Raw genomic sequence first — 24435 nt, forward strand, 5'->3', positions numbered from 1 at the left:
CGGAAATTGGCAGCATCTGATTCTAGTCTCTCCGCATCACAACCCAGCAGGAGAGACCCATGTTCGACGCCCATTTCGTGCTTCTTTATGTCGACAGCCCCGCCGCGAGCGCGCGCTTCTATGCCGCTTTGCTCGGGCGCGAGCCGATCGAGGAATCGCCGACCTTCGCGATGCTTTCATTGCCCTCGGGCCTCATGCTCGGCCTCTGGTCGCGCCACACCGTCGAGCCGGCCGCCAAGGCCGCGGGCGGCGGAGCCGAGATCGCCATGACGGTGTCGGATGCCGCCACGGTCGATGCGACGCATGCCGACTGGATCGCGCGCGGCCTCTCGATCCTGCAGGCCCCCACGGACCTCGATTTCGGCCGGACCTTCGTGGCGCTCGATCCAGACGGCCACAGGCTACGTGTCTTCTGCCCTTCGCAAGGGTGACCGGCCCCCGGGGCCGGGCGACGTTCTGGAGGCCGAGGGTAAGGTTGCCGTGGTGATGATCGTCAATCACGGCGCCCGGAGGTCGAGATCGAGCTGCCCGGCCGCCACCTGGTCAACCAGCAGATCGCCGATGCAGTGCGGGCGGCGCCGGGCGTCGTGAGTGCGGGGTTGCGCTGAAATCGCCTGCTCCGCCCTTGTGCGGGGCAGCCGGCAATGCATTCTGACGGAGAGACGTCCGGTTCTGCCACCATGGCGGGCCGCGACGTCGATGCCGGGGGGCAGCCGTGAAGCACTACGTCGCACACATCCCGATGAGCCTCGCCGTGCCCGATGCCATGTACTGGGCGATCAAGGACGTCCTCGAGGGCGAGTACGAGACCGGGTTTGATGGCGTCGGCCTCGATATTCTCGATATCGGCGCCAATGTCGGCTCCTTCGCGCTCTGGGCGACGGCGCGCTGGCCGGGCTGTCTGGTCACCTCCTATGAGCCCCATCCCGGCACCTTCGAACTGCTGAAGCGCAACACGCACCAGCGCCGCGACATCGTGGCAGTCAATGCCGCGCTGTTTCCAGGCGGCGCGAAGACCGCGAGCTTCGTCAGCCGCTTTGCCGGCGACGGCGAATCCGGGCTGGCCTCCTACGCGGGCGACACCTTCGTCGATGGCGCCATGGTCGAGCGCTACGAGGTCGCGGTCGTCGATCCCGCCAGCCTGCCATCGGCGGACATCGTCAAGATCGACATCGAAGGCGGTGAGGGCGACGTGCTCGACTCGATCGACCTGTCGAAAACCTCGCTGGTGCTGCTGGAGTATCAGAACCGCAGGAATCGCGATCAGCTTGCGGCCCGCCTGAGCGCCGATTTCGACCTGATCGACACCGTCGAGCATATCTGGGACCCGCTGCTCGAACAGCGCTGCTACCGTCCGGATCTTGCCGGTGACGTCTATGGCCGCATGTTCGCCGCCCGCAAGGGCATGACGCGGATGACGCGCGCCGCCGGGAGGTAGGGCTGCGGCAATCCGAATTCGGTGAGATGCACGGCGCACCGCGCCTTGCATTCCTACGCCATCCCCTGTATGGCGCAGCCCATCCCACATGGGGAGCACCGTCTCATATCCTGAGGCGTTCCGGTGACCTTGCAGCTCATGCTCGGTTATTCGCACCCCAGAGGCTCAACCGGTAAGGACGTAAAGACGATGGCACTGCCAGATTTCTCCATGCGCCAGCTCCTCGAGGCGGGTGCGCATTTCGGTCACCAGTCGCATCGCTGGAACCCGAAGATGTCGCCCTACATCTTCGGCACGCGCAACAACATCCACATCCTCGACCTCTCGCAGTCGGTGCCGATGCTTTCGCGCGCTCTGCAGGCGGTGTCGGATACCGTCGCCCGCGGCGGCCGCGTTCTCTTCGTCGGCACCAAGCGCCAGGCGCAGGACGCCATCGCCGATGCGGCCAAGCGTTCGGCCCAGTATTACGTGAATTCGCGTTGGCTCGGCGGCATGCTGACCAACTGGAAGACCATCTCCGCCTCGATCCAGCGCCTGCGCAAGGTCGACGAGCTGCTCAGCGGCGGCGGCACCGGTCTGACCAAGAAGGAGCGCCTGATGCTCGCCCGCGAGCGCGACAAGCTCGAGAAGGCGCTCGGCGGCATCAAGGACATGGGCGGCACGCCCGACATGATCTTCGTCATCGACACCAACAAGGAAGCGCTCGCGATCAAGGAGGCCCAGCGCCTCGGCATCCCGGTCGCAGCCATCATCGACTCGAACTCGGATCCGGATGGCATCACCTTCCCGGTGCCCGCCAATGACGACGCCGGCCGCGCCATCCAGCTCTATTGCGATCTGGTTGCCCGCTCGGCCATCGACGGCATCTCGCGCGCCTCGGGTGACCATGGCATCGATCTCGGCGCTGCCGAGGCTCCGGTGATCATTGAGGAGGCCCTTCTCCCGGTAATCGCCGAGGCCGCTGCTGCCGAGCCGGCCGCTGCCGATGCCGGCCCCGCCTTCGAGCTTCTGACCGCGCCGCGCGGCGCCCCGGACGACCTGATGAAGCTTCAGGGCATGGGTCCCGAGCTCGTGCAGAAGCTCAACGATGGCGGCCTGTTCCACTTCTGGCAGTTCGCCGCGATGACGCCTGCCGACGTGACCAAGGTCGATCAGGACCTGAAGCTTGCCGGCCGCATCGAGCGTGACGGCTGGGTCGCCCAGTCGCGCGAGCTCGCCGACGCCTGACGATGGCAAAACGGAGCGCGGCGCGTCATCGGCGCGTCGCAATCCGGTTGCTGAAATTCGACTTTGATCAATACGACCAGCGCCGACGGCCGGAAACGGAACGTCGGCGTTTCCCGATAGGGGATGGGTCGACGGGATGACGCGGCTGGCCTGAGTGCCTGGCGCCGCACGACAGACGAGGACGACAAAGATGGCTGCGATCACCGCCGCATTGGTGAAGGAACTCCGCGACAAGACCGGCGCGGGCATGATGGACTGCAAGACCGCGCTCACCGCCGTCGATGGCGACATCGAGGCTGCGATCGACTGGCTGCGCACCAAGGGCCTCGCCAAGGCCGCCAAGAAGGCCGACCGCGTCGCTGCCGAGGGCCTCGTCGCCGTGGCGGTGTCGGGCCATGCCGGCGTTGTCATCGAGCTCAATTCCGAGACCGATTTCGTCGCCCGCAACCTTGAATTCCAGGGCCTGGCCCATGGCATCGCCAATGTCGCGCTGGAGCGCGGCGGCGACGCCGAGGCGGTCCTCGCCCATCATTATCCGGGCGGCGGCACGGTCAAGGATGCCATCGCCAACGCGATCGCCACCATCGGCGAGAACATGAACCTGCGCCGCGTCGCGCAGCTCAAGGTCTCGGCCGGCTTGATCGGCACCTATGTCCACGGCGCGGTCGCCGATGGGCTCGGCAAGATCGGCGTCATCGTCGCGCTGGAATCGACCGGCAATACCGATGAGCTCGCCACGCTCGGCCGCCAGCTCGCCATGCATGTCGCCGCGACCAACCCCGTCGCGCTCGACCTCGCCTCGGTCGCCCCCGAGGTGCTGGAGCGCGAAAAGGCGATCCTCGCCGAGAAGAACGCCGGCAAGCCCGCCCATGTGCTCGAGAAGATCACCGAGAGCGGCCTGAAGAGCTACGCCAAGGAATACTGCCTGCTCGAGCAGTCCTACATCCATGACGGCTCGAAGTCGGTCGGCCAGGTTCTCAAGGAACTCGAGGGCAAGGTCGGCGCGCCGGTGAAGCTTACCGGCTTCGCCCGCTATGCGCTCGGCGAGGGCATCGAGAAGGAAGAGACCGATTTTGCCGCCGAGGTCGCCGCTGCCGGCGGCACCACGGGCTGAGCCTGGCGGTGATGAATGAGAAAAAGGCCGCGCCCTGCGCGGCCTTTTTTGTAAGAAGGCCACGCGGGTGCCGAATCGTACCGCTTGAAAGCATGGAGTAAAGCCGGTGAGACCCAAGCGCGTTCTGGTGAAGCTCTCCGGCGAAGCCCTTGCGGGACAAGCAGGATATGGCCTCGATGGTGGCACGCTGACCGCGCTTGCCGCCGACATCTCGAACGCCTCGCGCGAGGGCGTCGAGATCGCGATCGTCGTCGGCGGCGGAAATTTCTTCCGTGGCGTCCAGGGCCTGACCAAGGGGCTCGACCGCACCAGCGCCGATTCGATCGGCATGCTCGGCACCGTGATGAACGCGCTCGCGCTCGAGCATGCGATCGAGAGCGCCGGCGCCCCGGCGCGCGCGATGTCGGCCGTGCCGATGCCTTCTCTCTGCGAGAGCTACGCCCGCAAGCGCGCGCTCGACCACCTCACCAACGGTAAGGTCGTCGTGCTGGGTGGCGGCACCGGCAATCCCTATTTCACCACCGATACGGGCGCAGCCCTGCGCGCGGCCGAACTCGGCTGCAGCCATCTGCTCAAGGCGACGCAGGTCGACGGCGTCTATTCCGCCGATCCCAAGAAGGATCCGGCCGCCACCCGCTACGACACGCTGACCCATGAGGACGCCATCAAGCGCGACCTCAAAGTCATGGATACCGCAGCCTTCGCGCTGGCGCGCGATGCCGGGCTGACCATCGTGGTGTTCTCGATCGCGGAAGCCGGCATGCTTGCCGCCGTGCTGCGCGGCGAGGGCAGGGCAACCTATGTGACGCCGTAAGGCTCTTATCATGGAGTTCGAGCAGGATTGGAGCGAAAAGCCGGTTCCCACTTTTTCGCGCCTGCTCTAGCGCTATGATGTTCTTGACCCTGGCCGGCCCCCCCGCCATGGTCGCGCCCGGTTACGTAACGCCCGGGAATGCAACACCGAAGTCGCATCGTTGCTGGCGGAAAGCCGGGATTTCGCTTTTCGTGCGATGCACCAGTTCAAGGTCTTGAAGACGATGGCCCAGACGACATTCGATCTCGACGACGTGAAGCGCCGCATGCAGGGCGCGCTCCAGTCCTTCAAGGGCGATTTGGCCTCCCTGCGCTCGGGCCGCGCCTCCGCCAACATGCTCGACCCGATCCAGGTCGAGGCCTATGGCGCGCGCCAGCCGCTTGCCCAGCTCGCGACCGTCAGCGTGCCTGAAGCCCGCCTGCTCAGCGTGCAGGTCTGGGACCGCAGCATGGTTGGCCCGGTCGAGAAGGCGATCCGCGAATCCGATCTCGGCCTGAACCCGCAGACCGAAGGCCAGGTCCTGCGCATCCGCATCCCCGAGCTGAACGAGCAGCGCCGCAAGGAGATGGTCAAGGTCGCGCATAAATATGCCGAGGAGTCGAAGATTGCGGTCCGCCATGTCCGCCGCGACGCCATCGACATCATCAAGAAGGTCGAGAAAGATGGCGCCTTCACCAAGGACGACGTGACGCGCCAGTCCGATCTCGTCCAGAAGGCCACCGACCAGCACATCTCCGAGATCGACCAGGCGCTTGCGACCAAGGAAAAGGAAATCCTGAGCGTCTGACGCCGTCGGCGCGGTATCCTGCGCAAGGTTGCTCCGCGCGAGATCATCGGCGCCAGGCCGAACAAGGCATACAAAAGAATGTCAGCAGGCCAACGCCCGGGACAAGCCGCCAATCCCGGCCATGTCGCCATCATCATGGACGGCAATGGCCGCTGGGCGCAGATGCGCGGCCTGCCGCGCCAGGAGGGCCACCGGCGCGGGCTCGAGGCCCTGCGCGCCGCGGTCAGGAACGCCGGCGAACTCGGTGTCCGGATTTTGACGCTCTACTCATTCTCGACCGAGAACTGGCGCCGGCCGGCGACAGAGGTCTCATTCCTACTCGGCCTGCTGAAACGGTTCGTCGAGAAGGATCTCGGCGAGCTTCATGCCGCCGGCGTGCGCGTGCGCATCATCGGCGGGCGCGATGACCTCGCCCCCGACATTCGCCGTCTGATCGAGCATGCCGAGACGGTGACCCGCGACAACACCCGCATGACCTTGGTCGTCGCCTTCAACTACGGCTCACGCGACGAGATCGTCCGCGCGGCGCGCCAGCTTGCGACCGACGCGGCCGCCGGCCGGCTCGATGCCGCCGCGATCGACGAGGCGATGCTGGCCTCGCGTCTCGATACCGCCGATCTGCCCGATCCCGAGCTGGTGATCCGCACCTCGGGTGAGACGCGCATTTCGAACTTCCTGCTCTGGCAGGCGGCCTATGCCGAATTCGTCTTCACACCCGTGCTCTGGCCCGATTTCGACCGCGCCGCCTTCGAGGAGGCCCTGGCCGAATATCGGCGCCGCGAGCGGCGCTTCGGCGGCCTGTCTGAGCCGGCAGACCGCGCGGCAGGCGCAGCGTGACCCAAAAGCCCCCCGGCGGGCCCGAAGCCGGTCCCGGCAAGGCGGGACCAGTGAGCGAGCTGCGGCTCAGGATCATCTCCGCGCTCGTCCTTGCCGGCGCGATTTTGCTCGCGACGGCATGGGGCGGCTGGCCGTTTCGGATCGTCTGGGTGCTGGTCGCCGGGTTCGTCGCCTATGAATGGCTGGCGATGGTTCAACGCGGCAACGCGGTGGCCGCCGGCATCGGTGTCGTCGTGGCCGGCTTTGTCCTCGGCGTCTCCCCGATAAACCAGGCGGCGCTGGCGGGCGTCGCGGCCGCCGCGGCATTGACCGGCGCCATTGCCACGCCCTTCGTCAGGGGCCGGCTCGCGCTCGAAGCCTGCGGCATGGCCTACGCGCTGGCCTTCGCGCTGATCGCGCCTGCGCTGCGCTCGCTTCCCGAGCTCGGCCTGGCCGTCATCATCTGGAGCTTTGCCGTCGTCTGGTTCACCGACATCGCGGCTTATTTCACCGGCCGCCGTCTCGGTGGGCCGAAGTTGATGCCGAGCGTCAGCCCAGGCAAGACATGGTCCGGGGCGATCGGCGGAACGATTGCGGGCACGCTCGGCGGTTACGTCGTCTGGGCGCTGACGCCTGCCGCAGTGCCGCTCGTCGGCCCGGCTTTGGTCGTCGCCGGGTCGCTGGCGGCGTCCGTCTTCAGCCAGATGGGCGATCTGTTCGAATCGAGCCTGAAGCGCCGCTTCGGCGTCAAGGATTCGAGCAGGCTCATTCCCGGCCATGGCGGCTTTCTCGATCGGCTCGACGGTTATTGGGCGGTGCTCGTCTTCGCCGGCGCGGTGCTGTTCCTGACCCGCCCCGGACTCTGAACCACGCATGCTCCGCACCGTTACGCTTCTGGGAGCGACAGGCTCCATCGGCAAATCGACACGCGATGTCGTGGCTGAAAATCCGCAGCGGCTGCGCATCGGCGTCGTCGTCGCGGGACGTGATGCGCAGGCGCTTGCACGCGTCGCGATCGAGACCGGTGCCTCCTTCGCCGCCCTGGCCGATGCCGGCGCGGGGCCGGCACTGGCGCAGGCTCTGGCGGGAACCGGTATCGCCTGTGGGGCAGGGCGCCAGGCCGTGCTCGATGCTGTCGCGATGGAGAGCGACATCGTCGTCAGCGCGATTTCGGGGGCTGCCGGGCTCGAGGCGACCTTCGCGGCGCTGACGCCCGGGAGGGTCGTGGCGCTGGCCAACAAGGAGAGCCTCGTCTGCGCCGGAGCGGCCGTGATGGCGCGGGCCAAGGCGGTCGGAGCCCGCATCCTGCCACTCGATTCCGAGCATAACGCGCTGTTCCAGGTGCTCGGCACCGAGCCGATCTCCGCCATCCGCAGCATGACGCTGACGGCGTCGGGCGGGCCGTTCCGAACCTGGAGCGCGGCTGAGATCGCCGTGGCCCGGCCGGAACAGGCTCTGGCTCACCCCAACTATGCGATGGGCGCCAAGATTTCGATCGACTCCGCCAGCATGATGAACAAGGGGCTGGAACTGATCGAGGCCTGCTTCCTGTTCGGCCTGGAGCCCGGGCAGCTCGAGGTGCTGGTCCATCCGCAGCAGCTCGTCCATGGCCTCGTGACCTTCCGCGACGGCTCCGTCAGCGCCGGCATGGCCCTGCCCGACATGCGCGTCGCCGCCGCCCATTGCCTCGGCGTCGATGGCAGGCTGGACGCACCGGCCGCGCGCTTCCTCGATCTGGCGCTGACCGCGCCGCTGACCTTCGAGCGCCCTGACCTCCTGCGCTTCCCGGCGCTCGGGCTCGCCATCGCGGCCTTGGGCGCGGGCGGCGCCATGCCCGCCATCCTGAACGCGGCCAACGAGGTTGCGGTCGCGGCCTATCTCGAAGGGGCCATCGCCTTCCCCGGCATCGCGGCGCTGGTCGAGGCCGTCTGCGCCAGCGCGGCGCCGGATGCCGCGGCACCTTCGGATGTCGCCGCCGCGCTCGCCATTGACCATGAGGCGAGAAACCGCGCGCGGGCGCTCTTGTCGCGGGCGCCCTTCGCTGTCACCTAAGGCAGACGGATTGGGAGACGGTAATGGATTTCGTGGCGACACTCTGGAACGCCGGCGCGTTCCTGCTCGGCTATATCGTGCCCTTCCTGTTCGTCCTGACGGTTGTGGTGTTCGTCCACGAGCTCGGGCATTTCCTCGTCGCCCGCTGGTGCGGGGTCGATGTGAAGGTGTTCTCGATCGGCTTCGGCCGCGAGCTCTTCGGCTTCAATGACAAGCACGGGACGCGCTGGAGATTCGCGGCGATCCCGCTCGGCGGCTACGTCAAATTCTCCGGCGACTCCGACGCCACCTCCTCGACCACCGATTCCGACGAGCTCCAGGCCATGACCGCGCTGCAGCGCGAGCGCTCCTTCCCGGCGCAGTCGATCGGCGAGCGCGCCGCCATCGTCGCCGCCGGCCCGATCGCCAATTTCCTGCTCGCGATCCTGATCTTCGGCGCCACGGTCTATATCTTCGGCAAGCCCGTGCTCGCCCCGCGCATCGATCAGGTCGTGGCGGGCAGCGCAGCCGAACGCGGCGGGCTTCTCGCCGGAGACCTCGTGGTTTCGATCGATGGGCATCCGATCGGCAGCTTCTCCGACATGCAGCGGGCGATCTCGGTGCGCCCCAACGAGACGCTGTCGGTCGTGGTCGAGCGGGCGAGCGGCACGGTGACGCTGCCGGTGACGCCGGCGCTCGTCGAGCAGACCACGCCGGTGGGCAAGCAGCGCATCGGCGTGCTCGGCATCCAGGCTTCGCGCCAGGCCAGCGACTGGAAGACCCAGCATTTCGGCCTGGTCGAATCGGCCAAGGTCGGCGTCAGCGAGACCTGGTACGTCGTCGAGCGGACCTACGACTATATCGCGAAACTGGTCAGCGGCCGGGAATCGGTCGATCAGCTCTCCGGTCCGATTCGGATCGCGCAGGTCTCGGGGCTTGTCGCGACCAACGCCGGCCTGCTCGGCCTGATCAACCTTGCCGCGATCCTGTCGGTCTCGATCGGGCTGATGAATCTCTTCCCCGTTCCGATGCTCGACGGTGGCCATCTCCTCTTTTATGCCATCGAGGCGCTGCGCGGCCGGCCTCTCAGCGAGCGCGCGCAGGAAATCGGCTTTCGTGTCGGGCTGGGCCTCGTGCTGATGCTGATGCTGTTCGTCACCTGGAACGACATCGTTCACGTCCGCTCGCTGCTTTGAGCCGTGTCGAGGCGGCCCTGAGAGGGCGCGCGGCATTAACGGATGGCGCGCAATTTTAGCGAATGTGGCGCTGCAAGCGAATGTTGCGGAGCCCGCGCGTCTGAGCGGTCGACCTGTTTTCCGCGCGAAATCGGCCCTACTTTGCGGCAAAATCGCGGCACGACGCGTGGCCTGACGGCAACGAGGGGGCTAAAAATATTTTGTTAACGACAATGCCGGTTTGCACCCTGCGGGAAACTTTGTAGAAGCGAATGGACTGCAATGTCTCCGTGCCCCTGCCCCAAGGTGGTGGCCCCCTTTATGGGGTGGTGACCTGAGAAAATGGAATAGGCGACCCGATGACGTCGACCCAAAAGAGCCGGACCTTCAGAGCGCGGCTCTCTCGATCAGTCGGACTTTCGGCCTTCATGCTGGCCGTTAGCGGCGGCGTGGCGTTCGCGCAGGCTGTGATTGTCCAGGGCAACCGACGCGTCGATGCGGAGACGATCCGCTCCTACGCCGCGGGACAGAACGCGCCGCAGGAGATTCGCCAGAATCTTCTCGCGACCGGCCTGTTCACCAATGTGCAGGTCAGCCGCCGTGGCGCGCAGACCGTCATCTCGGTTCAGGAAAACGACGCCATCAACCGCGTCGCCTTCGAAGGCAATCGCCGCCTGAAGAGCGACGTCCTGCTGCAGCAGGTTCAGTCGAAGGCCGGCGGCCCGATGAGCCAGGCGCTGATCGATTCCGACGTCGCCCGCCTGAAGGAAGTCTATCGCCGCGCCGGCTATGGTCTGTCCTCGGTCAGCGGCCGCATTGCGCCGCTGCCGAACGGCCGCTCGGACGTGGTCTTCACGATCAACGAGAGCGGCAAGACCGGCATCAAGTCGATCAATTTCGCTGGCAACGGCGTCTATTCCTCTGGCCGCCTGCGCGGGTTGATGAGTTCGACCGAATCGAACTTCCTAAGCTGGATCAAGACGTCCGACGTTTACGACCCCGATCGCATCACCTCCGATCTCGAACTGATCCGCCGGTTCTACCTGAAGAACGGCTATGCCGACTTCCAGATCGTCGGCAACACCGCCCGCTTCGACGAAACCGCGGGCGGTTGGGTCATCGACGTCACCGTCGACGAAGGGCCGCAGTACAAGGTCGGCAATGTCGCTGTTGATTCGACCCTGCGCGGCATCGATCCCGCCCTGCTTCAGAGCTACGTCGTCACCTCGGCCGGCGACACCTACAATGCAGAAGCCGTCGAGAAGTCGCTCGTCAACCTGACGACCGAGGTTTCGCGCCGCGGCCATGCGTTTGCCCAGGTTCGCCCGCGCGGCGACCGGGATTCTGCCGGCCGCCTGATCGGCATCACCTATGTCGTCGACGAGGGTCCGCGGGTTTATGTCGAGCGCATCAACGTGCGCGGCAACACCCGCACGCGCGATTATGTCGTGCGTCGCGAGCTCGATCTCGGCGAGGGCGATGCCTACAACAAGGTGTTCGTCGATCGCGCCGAGCGGCGCCTGAACAATCTCGGCTTCTTCAACAAGGTCCGCATCACCAACGAGCCGGGCTCCGCCCCCGATCGCGTCGTGGTCAACATCGATGTCGAGGACAAGGCGACGGGCTCGTTCTCGATCGCGGGTGGCTACTCGACCTCGGACGGCGTCATCGGTGAGGTCTCGCTGTCGGAGTCGAACTTCCTCGGCCGCGGCCAGTTCGTCCGCATCGCGGGCACGCTCGGCCAGCGGACCCAGGGCGTCGATTTCTCCTTCACCGAGCCTTATTTCCTCGGTCGCCGCATCGCGGCGGGCTTCGACCTGTTCTCGAAGTTCAGCGACAACTACAACACCGGACGCTTCGAAAGCCGCGTCAACGGCGGCACGGTTCGCCTGACCTTCCCGATCACGGAAGAGTTCTCGATCACCCCGCGCTACTCGATCTACAGCACGGAGATCGAGATCCGGAACGATGCCGAGCGTCCCTATAACGACTGTTCGGTGCCGCTCGCGGGTGTGACGCCCGGTACTGCCGGCGCGATCGCTGCAACAAACGTCTATAACTGCCTGAGCAATGGCGAGGCGACGATTGCGGTCAAGGAAGCGGCCGGGACGACATTGACCTCGCTGGTTGGGCTTGGCTTCAACTACAACTCGCTCGACAGCTTCCAGAACCCGCGCAACGGCTTCATCGCTGAGATCAAGCCGGAATTTGCCGGTTTGGGCGGTGATTCGAAGTTCCTTCGCGTCGCAGCCGATGCGCGCTACTACAAGGAAATCTTCGACGACGTGGTCGGTTTCGTCCGTGTCCAGGGCGGTCACGTCCAGGCCACCAGCGGCGATCTGCGCATGATCGACCACTACTTCCTCGGACCGACACTGGTGCGCGGCTTCGCGCCATCGGGTATCGGCCCGCGCGACGTTCTGAACGACCCGACGGCCAACGCGCTCGGCGGTACGACCTATTTCGGTGGGTCGCTCGAGGTGCAGTTCCCGATCTGGGGCCTGCCGCGTGACCTGGGTCTTCGCGGTGCGCTCTTTGCCGATGCCGGTACGTTGTTCAATTACGACGGCGGCAATGCCACGGCCTTCGCGGGCTGCCCGGCGGGTGCGTCGGCGCGACAGTTCAACGTTGCGACCTCGTCGCCCTACCAGACGAACGTGGCCTGCGTGCGTGATAAGAACATCATCCGCTCGTCGGTCGGCGTCAGCCTTCTTTGGCAGTCGCCGCTCGGTCCGATCCGCTTCGACTACGCCTATGCGTTGTCGAAGGACGACGGTCAGTACGGCACGGCGATCATCAACGGCCAGGCCATCACCGCCAAGTACGGTGGCGACCGCACCCAGGCCTTCCGCTTCTCGGGTGGCACCCGCTTCTGACGAGGCGGGGTGCCTCCGCACCCCGCTCCGGACAAAACCGATGTCAGACCCGCAGTTTTTCCCCATCGCGACCTCGCTCGATTTCGGCGAGGTCGCTGCCATTTCGGGCGCAACGCTGCCTGAAGGCGTCGATCCGACGCGCGCGATCACCGGAGCCGCTGCGCTCGAGAACGCCGGCCCGGGCGACATCGCCTATATGGACAACCCCAAATACACGCAGGCTCTCGCCGCGACCTCGGCGGGGCTTTGCCTGGTCTCGGCCCGCTTTGCCGAACGTGTTCCCGCCGGCACCACGGCGCTCGTATCGCCTGCGCCCTATCATGCCTTCGCCAAGGTTCTGGCCCGCTTCTTTCCCGCGGCGCTGAAGCCGGGTTCCGTCTTCGGCTCGCAGGGCGTGGCGCCGGGCGCCTTCGTTCATGCAACCGCTGTCCTGGAAGCTGGGGTCACGGTCGATCCGGGCGCCGTCATCGGCCCGGGGGCCGAGATCGGTTCCGGCACCGTGATCGCATCGCATGCCGTCATCGGCCCGCAGGTCCGCATCGGCCGCGACTGTTCGATCGGCGCAGGCTGCACGCTGCAGGCCGCGTTGATCGGCAACCGCGTCATCATCCATCCCGGCGTCCGCATCGGGCAGGATGGCTTCGGCTTCGCCATGAGTCCGCGCGGCCATATGAAGGTGCCGCAGATCGGGCGCGTCATCATCCAGGACGATGTCGAGATCGGCGCCAACACCTGCATCGACCGGGGCGCCAGCCGCGACACGGTGATCGGCGAGGGCACCAAGATCGATAACCTCGTCCAGATCGGCCATAATGTCGTCGTCGGGCGCCATTGCGTCATCGTTTCCCAGGTCGGCATCGCCGGATCGACGACGCTGGAGGATTTCGTCGTGCTCGGTGGTCAGGTTGGCCTCGCCGGGCACCTGACGGTCGGCATGGGCGCGCAGGTTGCCGCACAGAGCGGCGTTGCCGGCGACATTCCGCGTGGCGCGCGCTATGGCGGCTATCCGGCCCAGCCCGCCCTGAGCTGGGCACGCGAAAGCGCGCTGCTGAAGTCGCTGGTCGCCAATCGCGGCAAGGGCCGGACGGAAGGCTGAACTCGGCGTTTGCGTGCGGCCGCAAGCGGCCCGTGCGCGCCCCTTTTCGTTTCGCGTTCCGTCAACCGTACCGATGCGACGAGCGCGCCAATCGGTATGCTCGGGAGTGTTGGCGTCCTGCGATGACGCCGCTAGAACGGAACGATGATGCAGCCGCACGGACGGCGCGCACGGGAGAGAAGATACGATGACCGAGGCGACGACGGCCCTGGGTGTGGCCGACATCCAGAAAATCATGGCCTGCATTCCGCACCGCTACCCGTTTCTCCTCGTCGACCGTGTCGTCGAGATGAACGGCGATGAATCCGGCATCGGCATCAAGAACGTGACGGTCAACGAGCCGCAGTTCACCGGCCATTTTCCGGGGCGGCCGGTTTTCCCGGGCGTCCTGATGATCGAGGCCATGGCGCAGACGGCCGGCGTGCTCGTCGTCAGCTCGCGCGGCGAGGCCGATCCAGCGGTCAGCACGGTGCTGTTCACGACGATCGACAAAGCCAAGTTCCGCAAGCCGGTCGTGCCGGGCGACACGCTGCGCTTTCATCTCACCAAGGTCGCGCGCAAGCGCAACATCTGGTTCTACCGAGGCGAAGCCCGCGTCGAGGGCGTGCTCGTCGCCGAGGCCGATCTCTCGGCCATGGTCGTCTGACCCGATGACGAGCCAAATGTTTCCTGATTGCATGAGTTTACGGCCATGAGTTCGAGCATTCACCCGATGTCGGTCGTCGATCCGGCCGCGCGCATCGGCGACGGCGTGACGATCGGCCCGTTCTGCACCGTCGGGCCCGATGTCGTGCTGGCCGAAGGCGTCGAACTCATCAGCCATGTCGCGATCGCCGGGCGCACCACGGTCGGCGCCCGTACCAAGATCTACCCGTTCGCCTCGATCGGCCACCCGCCGCAGGACGTGAAGTACAAGGGCGAGCCCTCGACCCTGACGATCGGCATCGATTGCCTGATCCGCGAGGGCGTCACGATGAACCCCGGCACCGAGGGCGGCGGGATGACGACGACGATCGGCGATCGCTGCTTCTTCCTCGCCAACTCCCATGTCGCGCATGACACCTCGATCGGCGACAACGTCATCTTCTCGAACAATGTGATGTGCGCCGGCCATGTGAAGGTCGGCAATTTCGTCATCGTTGGGGGCGGCACCGGCCTGCACCAGTTCATCCGCGTCGGCGACCACGCCTTCATCGGCGGCGGTGCCGGCGTGATGCACGACGTCATCCCCTTCGGCATGGTGCGCGACAATCCGGCCCATCTCGCCGGGCTCAACCTTGTGGGTTTGCGCCGTCGCGGCTTCACGCGCGAGCAGATCCACGAATTGCGCCGTGCGTACCGCCTGCTTTTTGCCGATGAGGGCACCTTGTCTGAGCGCGTCGAGGATGTCGCCAGCGAGTTCGCGGCGCATCCGCTGATCCACGAAATCCTCGACTTCATCCGGGTCGGCGGCGAGCGTGCGATCTGCGTGCCCCATGACGTCAATGCGCCGGATCGGTGAGCGCTGATCGAGCCTCTGCCGCCATGCGTGGTCCTCTCGCGATCATCGCGGGCGCAGGCGACTTTCCGCCGCGCCTTGCCGAATTGGCTGCTGCAAGCGGCCGGCCGGTCTTCATCGCGGCGCTTGACGGCGCCGCCGATCCGTCGGCCTTCGGGCAGGCCGATCTGTGCAGCTATCGCCTGGGACAACTCGGCCGCCTGCTGGAGGAGCTGCGCCGGCGCGAGATTGCGGACCTCGTCCTGATTGGCAGCCTGCCGCGTCCGAGTTTCGCCGGCTTGCGGCCGGAAGCCTCGACGCTGAAATATCTGCCGCATTTCGCCCGCGCATTCCGGGGCGGGGACGATCATCTGCTGCGCGGCGTCGTGGCGTTCTTCGAGGGGCAGGGCTTCACCGTCCATGGCCCGGCCGATATCGGACCGGAGATGACGGCCCCGCCAGGCCCGCTCGGCCGAAAGTCGGCCTCCCCCTCGCAGAGGGAGCTCATGACTCGGGGCTTCGAGCTTTTGGCTGCGCTCTCGCCCTTCGATGTCGGGCAGGCCGCGATCATCGCGGACCATCGCGTCGTCGCGATCGAAGCCGCCGAAGGCACCGATGCCATGATCCGCCGCGTCGGCGACATGATCGCCTCGGGGCGTCTGAAGATCGCCAAGGGCGACGGCGTTTTGGTCAAGGCGCCCAAGGACGGCCAGGATCTGCGGGTCGACATGCCGGCGATCGGCCCGCAAACGCTGCGCCATGTCGCGGCCGCCGGGCTGTCGGGCATCGGATTGCGGGCAGGGCGCGTGCTGGTCGGCGATGCTGTGGAGATCGCCAGGCTTGCCGACAAGGCCGGGCTGTTCATCGAAGGCGTCGCCATGGCGGGGGACAAGGCGTGAGCCCGCCCTTCCGCCTCGCGCTTGTGGCGGGCGAGGCCTCGGGCGATGCGCTGGCACTGCGCTTTCTCGAAAGCCTCCGGGAAAGGCTCGGCGACCGCGAACTCGTTTTAACGGGCGTGGGCGGCGAGGCGTTGATCGCAGCAGGGATGGTCCCGCTCTTCCCGCAGGCCGATATCGCCGTGATGGGCTTTGGTCCGGTGGTCGCGCGACTGCCATTGCTGCTGCGCCGCATGGAGGACGCAGCCCGCGGCATCGCAGACTTTGCGCCCGATCTGTTGCTGACGATCGATGCGCCGGATTTCTGCCTGCGCGTCGCGAAGAAAGTCCGCGCCAGGGCGCCGTCAATCCCGATCGCCCATTGGGTCTGCCCCAGCGTCTGGGCCTGGCGCTCCGGCCGGGCGCGGCGCATGGCGCCTCATGTCGACCGCATCCTGGCGCTGCTGCCCTTCGAGCCGGCGGCATTGGAGCGCCTGCACGGCCCCAGGACGATCTATGTCGGCCATCCCCTGATCGAACGGCTACCAACCTTGCGGCCCGATGCGCGCGAGGCGGCGATCCGGGCCGATGTTGCGGCTCCCGTGGTGCTGATCCTGCCTGGGAGCCGGCGTTCGGAGATCCGCCACCTGCTGCCGGTCTTCGGCGAAGCAGTCGTGCGGATCGCCGCGGTGCGTCCGGACGCGCGCATTCTGCTGCCCGCGGTCTCGCATCTGCGCGAGGAGATTGGGCAGGCGACACGAAACTGGGCCGTTCAGCCCGACATCGTCGTCGGCGAGGCTGAAAAGCTTGCTGCCTTCCGCGTCGCCCGAGCAGCGCTGGCGGCATCGGGAACCGTGACGCTCGAACTCGCGCTGGCGCAGGTGCCGACGGTTGCGGCCTATCGCGGCGCCAGCTGGGAAGCTGCCATCGCGCGGCGCCTGATCAAGTTGCCGAGCGTGATCCTGCCCAATCTGATCCTGGGCCGCAGCGTCGTGCCGGAGTTCATCCAGGACGATGCGACACCCGACGCATTGAGCCTGAATCTTCTCGCGGCCCTGACGGACGGGCCGGAGCGCCAGCGGCAGCTCGAAGGCTTCGCCGAGGTCGAAACCATCATGAAATCGGCCGGGGCGAGCCCGGCCGCCAACGCGGTCGAGGCCGCGCTGACATTGGTCGCAACCCGGCCGGCCTGATCCGGCCGGCTCGGCACAGTCGGCGCGTCACTCCACCACGGCGCCGGACGCTTTGGCGATCGGCGCCCATTTGGCCAGTTCGACCTTGACGTGCTCGCCGAGTGCCTCCGGAGTCGAGCCGACGATCTCGGCGCTGACATCGTTGAGGCGCTTCTTCACATTCGCGTCCTTGAGCGCGTCATTGGCCGCCTTGTTCAGCCTGGCGACGATGTCGGCCGGCATCTTGGCGGGGCCGAACAGCGCATTCCAGGTATAGGTCTCGTATCCGCCGAGCCCGCCTTCGGCGATCGTGGGCAGTTCGGGGAAGGACGAGACGCGCTCCTTGGTGGTGACGCCGATCGCGCGCAGCTGGCCGCCGCGGATGAACTGGGCCGAGGACGGGAGGTTGTCGAACATGATCGGCACCGCGCCGGAGACGACATCGTTCAGCGCCGGACCTGCGCCGCGATAGGGCACATGGTTCATCTCGACCTTGCCGAGCGACTTGAACAGTTCGCCCGAGAGATGCAGCGGCGTGCCAACCCCCGACGAGGCGTAGGAGTACTTGCCGGGATTGGCCCTCAGCACCTCGAGCACCTCCTTGACCGTCTTGGCGGGGAAGCTCGGATGCACCACCATGACGTTCGGCACGAGCGCAAGCAGCGAGATCGGCGTGAAATCCTTCACCGCATCGAAGGTCACCGTCTTCAGGATCGCCGGGTTGAGGGCGTGGGTCGAGATCGTGCCCATCAGGATCGTGTAGCCATCCGGCGTGGCGCGGGCGACGGCTGTCGAACCGACATTGCCGCCGGCGCCGCCGCGGTTCTCGATCACGACCGACTGGCCGAGGAGCTCGGTCATCTTCTGGCCGACGAGGCGGGCGACGATATCGGTCGAGCCACCGGCGGCGAACGGAACGACCAGGGTGATCGGGCGGGTGGGGAAGGCGGCCTGCGCATGGGCCGCGCCACCGGCAAGGGTCAGTGCGGATGCGCCGGCCAGGAAGCCGCGCCGGTTCAGATCGTGGGACTGGGACAAGCTCTTTCCTCCAGATGCTTTTGCGACTCTAGCGCGATACGTGGCGCGGCCATTGCCCGCCATCGTCTCAATGATCCGAGACAATCAGGGGCGCGACGGAAAACCGTCGCGCCCCTGTGTCGCCAGACTCAGGCGGTCGCGTTCAGCGGCGGCCGATCGGCGTGTATTCGCGGGCCGGGGCGCCGGTGTAGAGCTGGCGCGGGCGGCCGATGCGCTGGGACGGATCCTCGATCATCTCCTTCCACTGCGCGATCCAGCCGACCGTACGGGCCAGCGTGAACAGCACGGTGAACATCGAGGTCGGGAAGCCCATCGCCTTCAGGGTGATGCCCGAATAGAAGTCGATGTTCGGGTAAAGCTTCTTCTCGATGAAATAGGGGTCCGACAGCGCGATGCGCTCGAGCTCGATCGCCACGTCGAGCAGCGGGTCGTCCTTGATGCCGAGCTCGTTCAGCACCTCATGCGTGGTCTTCTGCATGATCTTGGCGCGCGGATCGTAGTTCTTGTAGACGCGGTGGCCGAAGCCCATCAGGCGGAACGGGTCGTTCTTGTCCTTCGCCTTGGCGATGTATTTCGGGATGTTCTCGACGGAGCCGATCTCCTCGAGCATCTTCAGCGCCGCTTCGTTGGCACCGCCATGGGCGGGACCCCACAGGCAGGCCGCGCCGGCCGCGATGCAGGCGAAGGGATTGGCGCCCGAGGAGCCGGCGAGCCTGACCGTCGAGGTCGAGGCGTTCTGCTCGTGGTCGGCATGCAGGATGAAGATCCGGTCGAGCGCGCGCGACAGCACGGGATTGACCTTGTACTCCTCGGCCGGCACCGCAAAGCACATGCGCAGGAAGTTCGAGGTGTAGTCGAGCGAGTTCAGCGGATACACGAAGGGCTGGCCGACCGTGTATTTGTAGGCCATCGCCGCCAGCGTCGGCACCTTCGCGATCATCCGCATCGAGGCGATCATGCGCTGATGCGGATCCGAGATGTCGGTCGAGTCGTGGTAGAAGGCAGACAGGGCGCCGATCGACCCGACCATCACTGCCATCGGGTGCGCGTCGCGGCGAAAGCCCTGGAAGAAGCGAGCCATCTGCTCGTGGACCATCGTGTGGCGCGTCACGCGATAGTCGAAGTCGGCCTTCTGGGAGGCCGTCGGCAATTGGCCTTCCAGCAGCAGGAAGCAGGTCTCGAGGAAATCGCCATGCTCGGCGAGCTGCTCGATCGGGTAGCCGCGATAGAGCAGCACGCCCTCGTCACCGTCGATATAGGTGATCTGCGACTCGCAACTCGCCGTCGAGGTGAAGCCGGGGTCGAAGGTGAACATGCCCGTCTGGGCGTAGAGCTTGCCGATGTCGATGACGGACGGGCCGATCGAACCCGTCTTGATCGCCATGTCGACGGTTTTGCCGTCGATCTGAAGCTGGCTGGTGGTTCCGCTCATCGATACCGATCCTTTCAGGCTCGTTGCTGTCAGTCGCCGTTCCGCTCGATCTGTTCCTGGTTGTCCGTGAGACCGTCCCGTTATCTGACTTTCCCGACATGACAACGTCGTGTCGAAGCAGAGGCGGGGCGGTGGAAGGAGCGGTTCAATCGACTGATTTTCAAGCAATATTTGTGCCCGATCCGGCGGGTGCCGGAGCGGGCCACAGGTCGCGTCACTAGACCATTTGCAGAGGCTGTTCAACAGAGCCGAAAGACGGTCTGCAACGTCTTCCGCTCATGTCTGGTCGGCAAGGGTTGTCCGGTCGGCAGGGGCTGGCTGGTCAGAAAGCCGCGCCAGCGTCTCCTCGCGCCCGAGCACGGCCATGACGTCGAACAGGCCGGGCGACATCGCCCGCCCCGTCAGGGCTGCCCGCAGCGGCTGTGCAGCCTGGCCGAGCTTCAGGCCCTGCTCCTCGGCATAGCCGCGCACCGCGGCTTCCAGCGCCGCTACGGACCAGTCGTTCACGGCCGCGAGTTTTGCCGCCAGGCCCGGCAGACGCTGCCGTGCCGCATCGTCGAGCAAGGCCGTGGCCTTGGCGTCGAGCGCGAGCGGGCGCGCGGCATAAAGGTAGTAGGCGCTGTCCAAAAGCTCGATCAGCGTCTTGGCTCGGTCCTTCAGCCCCGGCATCGCCGCGAGGAAGCGCGCCTCCAGCTCCGGCGACAGCGTCGCCGGCACGCCGCGCGCCGGCCCGATCTCGGGCAGGATCACCTTCAGCGCCTCGAGCAGATCGCGATCCTCCGACTGGCGCATGTAGAGGCCGTTCAGGCTCTCCAGCTTGGCGAAGTCGAAACGCGCCGCGGAACGGCCGATCGAACCCAGGTTGAACAGGTCGATCATCTCCTTGGTCGAGAAGACCTCCTGGTCGCCATGGCTCCATCCCAGCCGCAGCAGGTAGTTGCGCAAGGCGGCCGGCAGATAGCCCATCGCGCGATAGGCATCGATGCCCAGCGCGCCATGACGCTTCGACAGCTTGGCGCCGTCGGCGCCATGGATCAACGGAATGTGAGACATGCTCGGCACGCGCCAGCCCATCGCCTGGTAGATCTGGGTCTGGCGCGCGGCATTGGTCAGGTGGTCATCGCCGCGGATGACATGGGTCACGCCCATGTCGTGATCGTCGACGACCACGGCCAGCATATAGGTCGGGTTGCCGTCCGAACGCAGCAGCACGAGATCGTCGAGATTCTCGTTTTGCCAGACGACGCGGCCCTGGACCTCGTCCTCGACCACCGTCTCGCCGGTCTGCGGTGCGCGCAGCCGGATCACCGGCTTGACGCCCTCCGGCGCGGTCGCGGGGTCGCGATCGCGCCAGCGTCCGTCATAGCGCATCGGCTTGCCGGCGGCCTTGGCCTGCTCGCGCATCTCGTCGAGTTCGGCCGGCGTCGCGTAGCAGCGATAGGCGTTGCCGGCGGCGAGCATCTGCTCGGCCACCTCGCGATGCCGCGCCGCGCGCTGGAACTGGTAGACGGTGTCGCCGTCCCAATCGAGGCCGAGCCATTTCAGGCCGTCGAGGATCGCGGTGATCGCCGCATCGGTCGAGCGTTCGCGGTCGGTGTCCTCGATGCGCAGCAGCATCTTGCCGCCATGCCGGCGGGCATAGAGCCAGTTGAACAGGGCCGTGCGCCCGCCGCCGATGTGCAGGAAACCGGTGGGCGAGGGCGCAAAGCGGGTGACGACGGCATCGCTCATGAAAGGCAAAGCTCCGGCTGGGCGAGGATGGATGGCCCAGCGATAGAATTCAGGACGGCCAGACGGGGGAGTATCGAATGCGGATAACCCCGACCCGGGATCGCGCCGGGCGTGAGATGACATCCGGCGCCGCCCCTGTAACATGCTCCGGCCGCCAGCGTTAAGCGCAAGATCGCAGCGAAAGACCGCGATCAGAGGGGACGCGACCGGCAGGGATCGCAATCGGCAAGGCACAGGGAACGGCCGATGCAGCCGGGGCCGCCAGGGCAGGGGAGTTCGTCGAAACCGCGCGGCGCGCGCGTTGGCGTCTTGTCATTGCGTCCTTCAGCCTTCGCGCTCGGTGGTCCCAATCTTGAACTGACCCTGTCGGCCTGGCGCGACCGCCTGCTGGCCGCGCTGTCGCGCGAGGCCGAGCGCCGAAGACTGTTCCTCTGGCTGCCGGTGATGATGGGGGCGGGTATCCTCCTCTACTTCGCCGCCGACCGTGAGCCCGCGCTCTGGGCGCCGGCGACGGGCTTCTTCGCGGCCTGTGCTGCAGCGTTCGTTCTGCGGCAGCGCCGGTTCGCACTGCTCCTTTGCCTCGCCTGCGTAGCGGCCTTCGCCGGCTTTGCTGCCGCGGCCTGGCGGACCGCGACGGTCGCCGCGCCGATGCTCGATCGCCCGCGCATCGCGCAACTCAGCGGCTTCGTGGAATCGGTCGAGGCTCGTGACGTGGGCGCCAGGCTCGTGATCCTGGTGACCGGGCTTGCAGGGGTGGAGCCCGAGCGCTGGCCCAAGCGCGTGCGCGTCAATGTCCGCAGCGGCACGGTCTCGTCGGGTGATCATATCGCGGCCGTGGCGCGCCTGCTGCCGCCGCCGGGACCGGCCCGGCCGGGCGGATACGACTTCGGGCGGGATGCCTTCTTTCGCGGGCTCGGCGCCGTCGGCAGCATTCCCGGCAAGATCGCGCTCACGCCGCCGCCGCGTCCGCCGCCGGCCGGACTGACGATGGCGGCGACGATCGACCAGGCCAGGAACGCCCTGACGCGGCGTATCGCCGAGATCGGCGGCGGCCAGGCCGGCGCGATGTCGGCGGCGCTGGTGACGGGCAAGCGCGGCCTGATCACCGAGACCACCAATACCGACCTGCGCGCCGCGGGCATCTACCACATCGTCTCGATCTCGGGCCTGCACATGGTGCTGGCCGCCGGCACGATCTTCTGGCTGGTGCGGGCGCTTCTCGCCCTGTCGCAGACGCTGGCACTGCGATGGCCGGTCAAGAAACTCGCCGCCATCGCCGCGATGATCGGCGCGGTCGGCTACTGCGTCTTCTCCGGCGGCGACGTCGCGACCGTGCGTTCCCTGATCATGACGCTCGTCATGCTCGGCGCGATCCTGGTCGATCGCGCGGCGCTGAGCATGCGCAACCTCGCGCTGGCCGCGATGATCGTGCTGTTGCGCGAGCCCGAGGCGCTGCTGGGGCCTAGCTTCCAGATGTCCTTCGGCGCGGTCGCCGCCCTCATCGCCTTCGCCGAGCGCTGGGAGAATCGCGGCCGACCGCAGCCGCCCTCGACATGGCCCTGGCCGATCCGCCCGCTCTGGATCGCGGCCACCGGCATCGTCATCACGACCCTGCTGGCGACGGCGGCGACCGCGCCCTTCGGCGCCTATCATTTCCAGACCTTCAACCCCTTCGGCCTGCTCGGCAATGCGCTGGCGCTGCCCTTCGTCTCGCTCTGCGTCATGCCGGCGGCTGTCTTCGGCGTGCTGGCCTATCCGTTCGGACTCGACGCGCCGGCCTGGTGGCTGATGGGCCTCGCCTCTGAGGTCGTGCTGAAGCTGGCGCATTGGGTCGCCATCATCGATCATTCGACACTGGTGATCGCAGCCTTCGGGCCGGCGGCGCTGGCCTGTTTCGCCGCCTCGCTGCTCTGGATCACGCTCTGGACGACGAAACTGCGGCTGCTTGCCATCCTGCCGCTGATCGGGGGCGTCGCGGTCGCAGCCAAGCCCGAGCGGCCCGATATCCTGATCGAGCGCGACGGCTCCGGCATCGCCGTACGCGGCAAGGACGATCTCCTGATCCTGGCCGGCAAGCCGAGCCGCTTTGTCCTGCAGCAATGGCTGACCGCAGATGGCGACGGCCGCAATCCCGACGACCCGACGCTGCGCCAGGGCGCGGCCTGCGATGCCCTCGGTTGCGTGATCGCCACGAGGGATGGCCGCAGCATCGCCTATGCCCGCGACCGTCTCGCCATCATCGAGGATTGCCGGCGCGCCGATCTCGTGGTCACGCCGATCCCTTGGACTGCCCCCTGCGCCGCAAAGCTCGTCGACCGAACGGCCTTGAGCCGAGATGGCGCCACCGCACTGGTGCGCCGAATCGGCGGCTGGCGCAGCCATGCGTCCGAGCAGAGCGGCGACCGGCCCTGGAGCCGCAAGCCGGCGGCGCCGCCATCATCGCCGACACGACAGACCGTACCGACAGCGCAAGCTGCAGCGCCGCCAGTGGACCACGCCGAGCCGGAACGCCTTCCTTAACGCCGCGCCGTCAGTAGCGTCTCATCAGATTGACCAGACGGCCCTGAATCTTGACCCGGTCCGGCCCCAGCACGCGCGTCTCATAGGCTGGATTGGCAGCCTCCAGCGCGATCGAGGAACCACGCTTGCGCAACCGCTTCAGTGTCGCTTCCTCGTCGTCGATCAGGGCGACGATGATGTCGCCGGTATTGGCGCTGTCCTGGCGCCGGATCACGACCGTGTCGCCGTCGAGAATGCCGGCATCCACCATCGAGTCGCCGCGAACCTCGAGCGCGTAATGCTCGCCATTCCCCAGCATGTCGGCCGGCAGCGCGACGCTGTGGCTGCGGCTCTGGATCGCCGAGATCGGCGTGCCGGCCGCGATGCGACCCATCACCGGGATCGAGATCGTCCCGCGCGCATCCTCGGGTACGCTCTCAACCGGCTTGGCCTTGCCGATCCCCGAATCTTTGCCGAGCCCGCCCTGGACGATCGACGGATTGAAACGGCCGCGCACGGCCGGCTGACCGCCTGCGCCCTCGGGCAATTTGATAACCTCGAGCGCGCGGGCCCGGTTCGGCAGGCGGCGGATGAAGCCGCGCTCCTCCAGCGCCATGATCAGCCGGTGGATGCCCGATTTGGACTTCAGATCGAGCGCGTCCTTCATCTCGTCGAAGGAGGGGGGCACGCCGCTTTCGCGCAGGCGTTCCTGGATGAAGCGAAGCAGTTCGGCCTGTTTGCGTGTCAGCATGGTCCCCGCCGGCGCGATGATAACTGGAATTGGGCGCAGATTCGAAACAAATCACGAACACCATAGCTGTTCGTGTTGTGTTCCGC

The 24435-nt window shown here is 66.7% G+C and carries 21 protein-coding genes; 17 read left to right on the plus strand and 4 right to left on the minus strand.

What is annotated here, in order from left to right; all coding sequences use genetic code 11:
• The first annotated feature begins 59 nt into the window (after positions 1-59).
• The 16 genes from AE618_RS05085 (at position 60) to lpxB (ending at position 16919) form a co-directional block, all read left to right on the plus strand.
• Complete coding sequence (locus tag AE618_RS05085; RefSeq protein WP_054207938.1) at positions 60-431, plus strand: VOC family protein; 372 nt, start codon at positions 60-62, stop codon at positions 429-431.
• 284 nt (positions 432-715) lie between these two features.
• A complete protein-coding gene (locus AE618_RS05090) occupies positions 716-1438 on the plus strand; it encodes an FkbM family methyltransferase (RefSeq protein WP_156330107.1) in 723 nt (240 codons plus the stop codon).
• A gap of 189 nt (positions 1439-1627) precedes the next feature.
• Positions 1628-2665, plus strand: a complete 1038-nt coding sequence (locus AE618_RS05095; protein WP_054207940.1) for a 30S ribosomal protein S2 — start codon at positions 1628-1630, stop codon at positions 2663-2665.
• Between the two features lie 190 nt (positions 2666-2855).
• Positions 2856-3779, plus strand: a complete 924-nt coding sequence (gene tsf, locus AE618_RS05100) for a translation elongation factor Ts (protein WP_054207941.1) — start codon at positions 2856-2858, stop codon at positions 3777-3779.
• A gap of 106 nt (positions 3780-3885) precedes the next feature.
• On the plus strand, positions 3886-4593 hold the full coding sequence (gene pyrH, locus AE618_RS05105; protein ID WP_054207942.1) for a UMP kinase: 708 nt from the start codon (positions 3886-3888) through the stop codon (positions 4591-4593).
• 223 nt (positions 4594-4816) lie between these two features.
• A complete protein-coding gene (frr, locus tag AE618_RS05110) occupies positions 4817-5380 on the plus strand; it encodes a ribosome recycling factor (protein WP_054208023.1) in 564 nt (187 codons plus the stop codon).
• A gap of 78 nt (positions 5381-5458) precedes the next feature.
• Complete coding sequence (locus AE618_RS05115; RefSeq protein WP_054207943.1) at positions 5459-6217, plus strand: isoprenyl transferase; 759 nt, start codon at positions 5459-5461, stop codon at positions 6215-6217.
• A 50-nt stretch (positions 6218-6267) separates the two neighbouring features.
• Positions 6268-7062 carry a phosphatidate cytidylyltransferase gene (locus AE618_RS05120; protein ID WP_054207944.1) on the plus strand — a complete coding sequence of 265 codons (795 nt, stop codon included), beginning with the start codon at positions 6268-6270 and terminating at the stop codon, positions 7060-7062.
• Between the two features lie 7 nt (positions 7063-7069).
• Entirely contained in the window at positions 7070-8248 is a 1179-nt protein-coding gene (dxr, locus tag AE618_RS05125) for a 1-deoxy-D-xylulose-5-phosphate reductoisomerase (RefSeq protein WP_054207945.1), read from the plus strand.
• A 23-nt stretch (positions 8249-8271) separates the two neighbouring features.
• Positions 8272-9423: an RIP metalloprotease RseP gene (rseP, locus tag AE618_RS05130; RefSeq protein WP_054207946.1), complete on the plus strand. Its 1152-nt coding sequence runs from the start codon at positions 8272-8274 to the stop codon at positions 9421-9423.
• Between the two features lie 338 nt (positions 9424-9761).
• Entirely contained in the window at positions 9762-12278 is a 2517-nt protein-coding gene (gene bamA / locus AE618_RS05135; RefSeq protein WP_054207947.1) for an outer membrane protein assembly factor BamA, read from the plus strand.
• Positions 12279-12318: 40 nt separating this feature from the next.
• Positions 12319-13374 (plus strand): UDP-3-O-(3-hydroxymyristoyl)glucosamine N-acyltransferase, encoded by a 1056-nt coding sequence (gene lpxD / locus AE618_RS05140; RefSeq protein WP_054207948.1) that lies wholly within the window; start codon positions 12319-12321, stop codon positions 13372-13374.
• Between the two features lie 187 nt (positions 13375-13561).
• Positions 13562-14020: a 3-hydroxyacyl-ACP dehydratase FabZ gene (gene fabZ / locus AE618_RS05145; RefSeq protein WP_054207949.1), complete on the plus strand. Its 459-nt coding sequence runs from the start codon at positions 13562-13564 to the stop codon at positions 14018-14020.
• A gap of 45 nt (positions 14021-14065) precedes the next feature.
• Complete coding sequence (gene lpxA / locus AE618_RS05150) at positions 14066-14875, plus strand: acyl-ACP--UDP-N-acetylglucosamine O-acyltransferase (RefSeq protein WP_054207950.1); 810 nt, start codon at positions 14066-14068, stop codon at positions 14873-14875.
• Positions 14876-14898: 23 nt separating this feature from the next.
• Entirely contained in the window at positions 14899-15750 is an 852-nt protein-coding gene (locus AE618_RS05155; RefSeq protein ID WP_082364999.1) for an LpxI family protein, read from the plus strand.
• Positions 15747-16919, plus strand: coding sequence for a lipid-A-disaccharide synthase (gene lpxB / locus AE618_RS05160; RefSeq protein ID WP_054207952.1), 1173 nt, complete (start codon positions 15747-15749; stop codon positions 16917-16919). Before AE618_RS05155 ends, lpxB begins: the two co-directional genes overlap by 4 nt.
• A 27-nt stretch (positions 16920-16946) precedes the next feature.
• Here lpxB and AE618_RS05165 read toward each other — a convergent pair whose 3' ends face one another.
• The 3 genes from AE618_RS05165 to gltX form a co-directional block, all read right to left on the minus strand.
• Positions 16947-17936 (minus strand): Bug family tripartite tricarboxylate transporter substrate binding protein, encoded by a 990-nt coding sequence (locus tag AE618_RS05165; protein WP_054207953.1) that lies wholly within the window; start codon positions 17934-17936, stop codon positions 16947-16949.
• 142 nt (positions 17937-18078) lie between these two features.
• Complete coding sequence (gltA, locus tag AE618_RS05170) at positions 18079-19368, minus strand: citrate synthase (RefSeq protein WP_054207954.1); 1290 nt, start codon at positions 19366-19368, stop codon at positions 18079-18081.
• 276 nt (positions 19369-19644) lie between these two features.
• Complete coding sequence (gene gltX, locus AE618_RS05175) at positions 19645-21099, minus strand: glutamate--tRNA ligase (RefSeq protein WP_054207955.1); 1455 nt, start codon at positions 21097-21099, stop codon at positions 19645-19647.
• A 315-nt stretch (positions 21100-21414) separates the two neighbouring features.
• Between gltX and AE618_RS05180 the strand changes: the two genes are divergently transcribed.
• Positions 21415-23619, plus strand: coding sequence for a ComEC/Rec2 family competence protein (locus AE618_RS05180; protein WP_197280676.1), 2205 nt, complete (start codon positions 21415-21417; stop codon positions 23617-23619).
• 10 nt (positions 23620-23629) lie between these two features.
• On the opposite strand, the gene lexA is transcribed toward AE618_RS05180, so the two are convergent.
• A complete protein-coding gene (gene lexA, locus AE618_RS05185) occupies positions 23630-24349 on the minus strand; it encodes a transcriptional repressor LexA (protein ID WP_054207957.1) in 720 nt (239 codons plus the stop codon).
• Positions 24350-24435: the final 86 nt, after the last annotated feature.

The organism is Allobosea vaviloviae, from assembly GCF_001298265.1.
Lineage (GTDB): Bacteria > Pseudomonadota > Alphaproteobacteria > Rhizobiales > Beijerinckiaceae > Allobosea > Allobosea vaviloviae_B.